Source organism: Geminicoccus flavidas, from assembly GCF_009806515.1.
GTDB classification, from domain to species: domain Bacteria; phylum Pseudomonadota; class Alphaproteobacteria; order Geminicoccales; family Geminicoccaceae; genus Geminicoccus; species Geminicoccus flavidus.
Genome location: NZ_WUJP01000054.1, coordinates 1 through 6,298 on the forward strand (window position 1 = coordinate 1; position 6,298 = coordinate 6,298).

Below are 6,298 nucleotides of genomic sequence, written 5' to 3' on the forward strand. Positions count from 1 at the left end.
TTCGTCGCACGCTTGTGGTTCAGACCGGCCGCTTGTCGGCCGTGTTCTCGTGGGCAGGAGCAGGAACTTCGTCGGCCTTGGTCACGGCCGGATCGTCCTGCATGCCCTTCTTGAAGGTCTTGATGCCCGAGGCGAGATCACCCATCACCTTCGGCAGCCGGCCGGCGCCGAACACGATCAGCACGATCACCAGCACGACAATCCAGTGCCATGCGCTGAAGGAACCCATCGAAACTCTCCCAGGTGCGACGTACCCGGAACGTAGCGACGAGTGGTCGGGATGCCAAGCGGCGATGGGCTGGGCTCGTGCCAAAGCGGCAGGATAACGGCCAAGGGCCCGGCAGGCTCCCTCGCCCGTGTCGAAGATTTATGTGGTTCCTGTCGTGAATTCGCACAGCTTTGTGCGTTTTCTCACATCCAGGATCGTGCGCCCGTGAGACATTGATGGCGCTGAGGGCTCTGTATCGACCGGGTGGTCCAAAACCGTTCGCGGTTCCACCCGGTTCTTTTTTTGCCTGTATGACGCCCTCGCGGCCGGTGCTTGCCCAAGCCCCCCGGCCCCGCCATGATCCGCGGCCTTTGGCAAGGATTGGGGGCGAGGAATGCGGATCGCGGCGTGCATGAACCGGCTCGGCACGGAGAGCGCCTTCGAGGTGCTGGCAAGGGCCGTGCGGCTGCAGGCGGAAGGCCGCTCGATCATCAATCTGGGCATCGGCCAGCCGGACTTCCCGACCCCGCCACATATCGTCGAGGCGGCGGTCAAGGCGCTCAAGGACGGCCATCACGGCTACACCCCCGCCAACGGCATCCTGAAGCTGCGCGAGGCGGTGGCCGCCGACATGTATCAGCGCCGCGGCGTCGAGGTCGACCCGGACCAGGTTCTGGTGGTGCCGGGCGGCAAGGTGACGATGTTCTTCGCCATCCAGATGTTCGGCGAGCCGGGTGCGGAGATCATGTACCCGGACCCGGGCTTCCCGATCTATCGCTCGGTGATCGAGTTCACCGGCGCCAAGGCCGTGCCGATCCCGCTGCTGGAAGAGAAGGGTTTTTCCTTCTCGGCCGAGGACGTGCTGAGCCGGATCACGCCCAAAACCCGCCTCATCATCGTCAACAGCCCCGCCAATCCCACCGGCGGCGTGGTGCCCCAGGAGGAACTGGACCGGCTGGTGGACGGGCTGCGCGCGCATCCCGAGGTGGCGGTCCTGTCCGACGAGATCTATGCGCGGATGGTCTATGACGGGGTGCCGCATGCCTCGCTCACTGCCTATCCCGAGATCCAGGACCGGCTGATCCTGCTGGACGGCTGGTCCAAGACCTATGCCATGACCGGCTGGCGGATGGGCTGGGGCGTGTGGCCGAAGTCCCTGATCGATCTGGCGACCCGCTTTGCCATCAACGTCCATTCCTGCGTCAACGCCTCGGCCCAGTATGCCGGCATCGCGGCCCTGGAAGGCCCGCAGGATTCGGTCGACATGATGATGGCGGCGTTCGCCAAGCGGCGCGGCGTGATCGTGGACCGGCTGAACCGGCTGCCGGGCTTTTCCTGTGTGAACCCGGGCGGTGCGTTCTATGCGTTCCCCAACATCACCGGCACGGGCAAGAGTTCACGGACGCTGCAGGATGAGATCCTGAACCAGGCCGGGGTGGCGCTGATCTCCGGGACGAGCTTTGGCATCCATGGCGAGGGCTATCTGCGCTTCTCCTACGCGGCGTCGGTCGAGGCGATCGAGGAAGCATGCGACCGGATCGACCGCTACCTGAAGGGCTGAGCGAGGCCTCAGGCCTGGACGCGCTGCTGGCCGAGATCCGCGCCTGCCGGCGGTGCGCCGGGCTGCTGCCGCTGGGCCCGCGGCCGGTGGTGCGGCCCAAGCCGGATGCGCGGCTGCTGATCGTGGGCCAGGCGCCAAGCACGCGCGTCCATGCCACCGGGATCCCGTGGAACGACCAGTCCGGCGAGCGGCTGCGCGCCTGGCTCGGGATCGGGCGGGAGCAGTTCTACGACAACCCGGCCATCGCGATCATGCCGATGGGCTTCTGCTACCCGGGCAAGGGCCGCTCCGGCGACCTGCCGCCCCGGCCGGAATGCGCACCCTCCTGGCACGGGGCACTGTTGCGCCACATGCCAGGACTGCGTCTGGTCCTGCTGATCGGCGCCTATGCCCAGCGGCACTATCTGGGCGGCAACATGGCGCTCACCGAGACAGTGCGCGCTTGGCGGACCACGCCCGAGCCCTTCTTCCCCCTGCCCCACCCGAGCCCACGCAACATCGCTTGGTTCAAGCGCAACCCCTGGTTCGAGGCCGAGACCCTGCCGGATCTGCGCGCCCGGGTAAACGAGCTGCTTGCGCCGGTGGCGGTATGATCAAGCGGCTGGAGGCTGGGCTGGCGGCGCACGGTCTCAGCCTGCTGGGCGGCTTTGCACCGGAGCCGGAGGACGGGGTACCCGGCGACCCGGCTACCCTGCTGCTGGTCGGCAATGTCGGCAGCGCCATCTACCCGCATCTCCAGGCAGCGCCGGAGCGGCACGGGCCGCATCCACTGGACCGCTGGACCCGGCGGGTCGTGGTGGAGGTCGCCGCACCGCTGGGCGCGGCCTGCCTGTTCCCGTTCGACGGGCCGCCCTTCTTCCCGTTCCAGCGCTGGGCGGTCCGGGCGGACGGGCGGTTCAGCGCGTCGCCGCTGGGGCTGCTGATCCATGAGCGTTACGGGCTGTGGACGGCGCTGCGGGCGGCGCTGCTGCTGGATCATGCGGTCGATCTGCCGCGATCTGAAGCCAGGGGCAGCCCGTGTCCAGCCTGTGCGGGCCGCCCCTGCCTGTCCGCCTGCCCAGTAGGCGCCTTCCAGCCCGGCCGCTACCAGGTCACCGCCTGTCGGGGGCATCTCGGCACGCTGTCCGGCCAGGACTGCATGATGGGCGGCTGCCTGGCCCGGCGGGCCTGCCCGGTGGGACGCGAGCACGCCTATGACCGGGCGCACGCGGCGTTCCACATGCGGGCGTTCCGGGCGGGCGGAGGGTAGGCGCGGTTTTCGGCGCCTTCCCGGGCTAGGCTTCAGCCGCCGCCAGAGCACTCTCCAAGTCCGCGATTAGGTCGCCCACGTCCTCTGCCCCCACGGAGAGCCGCAGCAGGTTGGCGGGTGCCGGCGAGTCCGGGCCTTCGATCGAGGCACGGTGTTCCAGGAGGCTTTCCACGCCGCCGAGCGAGGTGGCGCGTTTCCAGAGGCGCACATTGGCCGCGGTCGCGACTGCTGCCTGCTCCCCGCCCCGGACCAGGATGGAGAGCATGCCGCCAAACCCGCCCTGCATCTGGCGCGCGGCCAATGTGTGGCCCTTGTGGGTCGGCAGACCCGGATAGAGGACGCGCTCGATCTTGGGATGGTGCTGGAGATGGGCCGCGAGGTGCATGGCGTTGCCGCACGCGGCGCGCAGGCGCAGGTGGAGCGTGCGCAGGCCACGGGTGAGGAGCCAGGCCTCGAAGGGTCCCAGGATGGCGCCCTGGTCGTGCCGGATCGTGCGGATGCGGGACCAGATCTCCGCGTCGGTGCGCCTGGTGAGCAGCGCGCCTGCGACCACGTCGCTGTGGCCGTTCAGGTACTTGGTCGCCGAGTGCATGACGAGGTCCGCGCCGAGTTCCAGCGGGCGGGTGAGGAGCGGCGTCGGCACGGTGTTGTCGACCGTGACCAGGGCACCCGCCTCATGGGCAAGGTCGGAGAGGGCCGCGATGTCGCTCACCGCCCAGGTCGGGTTCGCCGGCGTCTCGAGCCAGAGCAGGCGCGTACGGCCGGGGCGCAGAGCAGCGCGCACCGCCTCGGGCTCGGTCGTATCGACCAGCTCCACCTCCAGGCCCCAGGATGACGCGGTCTCGAGCAGCCACTTGCGCAGGCCCCAGTAGATCACCTGGGGGATCACCACATGGTCGCCCGGCCGCAGCGCCTGGAACACCGCCGTTGCCGCCGCCATGCCGGAAGAGAACAGCAGCGCCTCCGCACCGCCCTCGAGCGCCGCGAGCACCGTCTCGGCCGGCACATAGGTCGGGTTGCGGTCACGCGCGTAGTCGAAGCCACGGCGGTACGCGTTGTCCGGATCGCGCAGGAAGGTCGTACTCGGCTGCAGCGGCGGAATGAGGCCGCCGGTGGCCGGGTCCTCGATGCCCGCGGCCTGGGCCAGCAGGGTTTCGGGCCTGAACTCCATCATGCTCGTCCTTCGTAAGTGGCGTACGCATCCGCGGGCATCGTGCGGGAAGCCAGGGTGGCTACTGGATACCGCACGCGCTGCGGCCGTGGTCAGATCGGGATCAGTGCTGCCGCGACCCGCTCGGACGCGCGGTCGCTCGCAGCCAAACCCGCGGCCACGCCGGCGCGATCGTCCGCACTGCGGTTCTGGCTCATCTTGCACTTGCCCTCGATCCGGGTGATCGGCAGCCGGAGGCCGACAATGCCGCGCAATTGAGCGCGGATGAAGGCTGGTGGCGCGTCGCCGACCGCCCATGGCTCGGCGCGTGGATGCTCATGCAGGTCTGTGAGCCTGGTCACAACATCGAGCAGCCGGTCCGCATCCTCGAAGAATTCCGCCGGGCCAAAGGCCTGCACGGCAAGGTAATTCCAGGTAGGTACGACCTTCTGATGCTGCTGCTTGGCTGCATACCAAGTAGGCGTGATGTACGCGTCCGGTCCCATGAAGATAGCCGTAGCCTCCCCGGTCGGCGCCAGCCGCCATTGCGGGTTGGCACGGGCCAGGTGGCCGTAGAGCGTGCCAAAGGGGCCTTCCCCGGGTGCCAGGAAGAGCGGCAGCGGCGTGGCAATCAGGCCCTGCGCCGTGGCGGTGACGAAGTTCGCTAGGCGGGCCTCCCGCATCATGCCGTGCAGGGTGGCGAGGTCATCCACGCGAAAGGCGGGCGGCACATACATCGGCATGGCTCCTGGTCTGGTCTGGATGTTTGCCCAGAAACTGGTCCAGAAGGAACATCCAGTTTCCTACCAAAGCACCGGGCCAGTTTTCCGCCATGGCAGCGTCACCACCCGCGCAGGTGCGCATCACCCAGAGGATCTGCGACGCGATCAAGGGCCAGATCAGGTCGGGCCTGCTCAGCCCCGGCGCCCGGCTACCTTCCACCCGGTCCCTAGCGGCCGAGTGGGGTGTCTCACGCACGACGGTGACGGCAGCCTATGAGCAGCTCATCGCGGAGGGATATCTGGCAACCCGGCAGGGAGCACCGTCCCAGGTCGCGTCGGGACTTGGCCCGCCGCCGGTGGTACCGGGGCAGTCGGCGCGTCGGGGGCGTTCCCCCCGGCTGTCGGGATATGGCCAGCGACTGGCGGCGTTCGACCTGCCGCCGATGCCCGATGGCGGCCTGGTCGCGGACTTTCGCTATGGCGATCTAGCGGCCGCCGGCTTTCCCGTGCTCGCATGGCGCAAGGCGGTCAGCGCAGCGCTGCTGCGCCGCCGGCCGCGCCTCCAGTATGGCGATCCGCGCGGGTCGTCCGCGCTGAGAGCAGCGCTGCAGGGATATCTGTGGCGGGCCCGCGGGCTGCAGTGCGAGTCAGAGCAGATCATCGTGGTCAACGGCTCGCAGCAGGGCCTGGACCTCTGTGCGCGGCTGCTGCTCGATCCCGGCAGTCAGGTAGTGATGGAGAATCCGGGCTATCCACTCGCCCTGCAGGTCTTTGCGGCGGCCGGAGCGCATGCCCTCCCGGTCGCGGTGGACCGGGAGGGCATGCGGACCGGGGACCTGCCGGCGGCACGGCTGGCCTATGTCACTCCTTCCCATCAGTTTCCGCTGGGCGGCGTCATGTCGGTGGGGCGGCGGTGGGAGCTGCTCGCCTGGGCGCAGCGCTGCGACGCGCTCGTGATCGAGGACGATTATGATGGCGAATATCGCTTCGACATCGCCCCGATCCCGGCGCTGCAGGCCCTGGATGGTGCCGGGCGTGTCATCTACCTGGGCACAGTTTCCAAGACGCTCTCCCCGACCCTGCGCCTCGGCTATCTCGTCGTCCCGGGCGCGCTGGCCGAGCTGTTCGCCAGGGCGAAGCGGCTGACGGACCGGCACTCGCCCGAGCTGGAACAGGAAGCCCTGGCGGGGCTGATCGATAGCGGCGCCTATGAGCGGCACGTCCGGCGGGCCCGCCGCCGGAACAGCGAGCGGCGCGCTGCCCTGCTGGGCGCCCTTGCCGCTGCCCTGGGCAATGCGGTGACCGTGGCCGGCGCCGATGCGGGGCTGCATGTCATCGTCTGGCTGAACCAGGTGCCGAGAGCGCAGGAGGATGCGCTTGTGGCACACGCGCGGGCGGCGGGGCTCGG

7 protein-coding genes are annotated in these 6,298 nt (G+C 69.1%); 4 read left to right on the forward strand and 3 right to left on the reverse strand.

Features of this window, described 5'->3' with window-relative positions; all coding sequences use genetic code 11:
- Positions 1-19: 19 nt before the first annotated feature.
- The gene (locus EQG76_RS01420; RefSeq protein WP_159709937.1) at positions 20-229 is read right to left on the reverse strand and encodes a twin-arginine translocase TatA/TatE family subunit; all 210 of its coding nucleotides are present in this window, start codon (positions 227-229) and stop codon (positions 20-22) included.
- A 391-nt stretch (positions 230-620) separates the two neighbouring features.
- On the opposite strand from EQG76_RS01420, the gene EQG76_RS01425 reads away from it, so the two are divergent.
- Genes EQG76_RS01425 through EQG76_RS01435 form a run of 3 tightly spaced genes read left to right on the forward strand, consistent with a single transcriptional unit; the run spans position 621 to position 3,018 of the window.
- Positions 621-1,769, forward strand: a complete 1,149-nt coding sequence (locus EQG76_RS01425) for a pyridoxal phosphate-dependent aminotransferase (protein ID WP_159709939.1) — start codon at positions 621-623, stop codon at positions 1,767-1,769.
- Positions 1,736-2,362: a uracil-DNA glycosylase family protein gene (locus EQG76_RS01430; protein ID WP_159709941.1), complete on the forward strand. Its 627-nt coding sequence runs from the start codon at positions 1,736-1,738 to the stop codon at positions 2,360-2,362. The genes EQG76_RS01425 and EQG76_RS01430 overlap by 34 nt, the downstream gene beginning before the upstream one ends.
- The gene (locus EQG76_RS01435; RefSeq protein WP_159709943.1) at positions 2,359-3,018 is read left to right on the forward strand and encodes a hypothetical protein; all 660 of its coding nucleotides are present in this window, start codon (positions 2,359-2,361) and stop codon (positions 3,016-3,018) included. The genes EQG76_RS01430 and EQG76_RS01435 overlap by 4 nt, the downstream gene beginning before the upstream one ends.
- 25 nt (positions 3,019-3,043) lie before the next feature.
- Here EQG76_RS01435 and EQG76_RS01440 read toward each other — a convergent pair whose 3' ends face one another.
- Together EQG76_RS01440 and EQG76_RS01445 are read right to left on the reverse strand one after the other, a co-directional pair.
- Positions 3,044-4,192, reverse strand: a complete 1,149-nt coding sequence (locus EQG76_RS01440; protein WP_159709945.1) for a trans-sulfuration enzyme family protein — start codon at positions 4,190-4,192, stop codon at positions 3,044-3,046.
- A gap of 89 nt (positions 4,193-4,281) precedes the next feature.
- On the reverse strand, positions 4,282-4,905 hold the full coding sequence (locus tag EQG76_RS01445) for an FMN-binding negative transcriptional regulator (RefSeq protein WP_159709947.1): 624 nt from the start codon (positions 4,903-4,905) through the stop codon (positions 4,282-4,284).
- A 119-nt stretch (positions 4,906-5,024) separates the two neighbouring features.
- Here EQG76_RS01445 and pdxR point away from each other — a divergent pair.
- The coding region (pdxR, locus tag EQG76_RS01450; RefSeq protein WP_235031152.1) for a MocR-like pyridoxine biosynthesis transcription factor PdxR at positions 5,025-6,298 on the forward strand (1,274 nt) is incomplete at its 3' end.

Excerpts from the sequence above, each read along its gene's own strand:
- EQG76_RS01420 (WP_159709937.1), bottom strand. The coding sequence starts at position 229 with ATGGGTTCCTTCAGCGCATGGCACTGGATTGTCGTGCTGGTGATCGTG.
- EQG76_RS01425 (WP_159709939.1), top strand. The coding sequence starts at position 621 with ATGAACCGGCTCGGCACGGAGAGCGCCTTCGAGGTGCTGGCAAGGGCC.
- EQG76_RS01430 (WP_159709941.1), top strand. The coding sequence starts at position 1,736 with ATGCGACCGGATCGACCGCTACCTGAAGGGCTGAGCGAGGCCTCAGGC.
- EQG76_RS01435 (WP_159709943.1), top strand. The coding sequence starts at position 2,359 with ATGATCAAGCGGCTGGAGGCTGGGCTGGCGGCGCACGGTCTCAGCCTG.
- EQG76_RS01440 (WP_159709945.1), bottom strand. The coding sequence starts at position 4,192 with ATGATGGAGTTCAGGCCCGAAACCCTGCTGGCCCAGGCCGCGGGCATC.
- EQG76_RS01445 (WP_159709947.1), bottom strand. The coding sequence starts at position 4,905 with ATGTATGTGCCGCCCGCCTTTCGCGTGGATGACCTCGCCACCCTGCAC.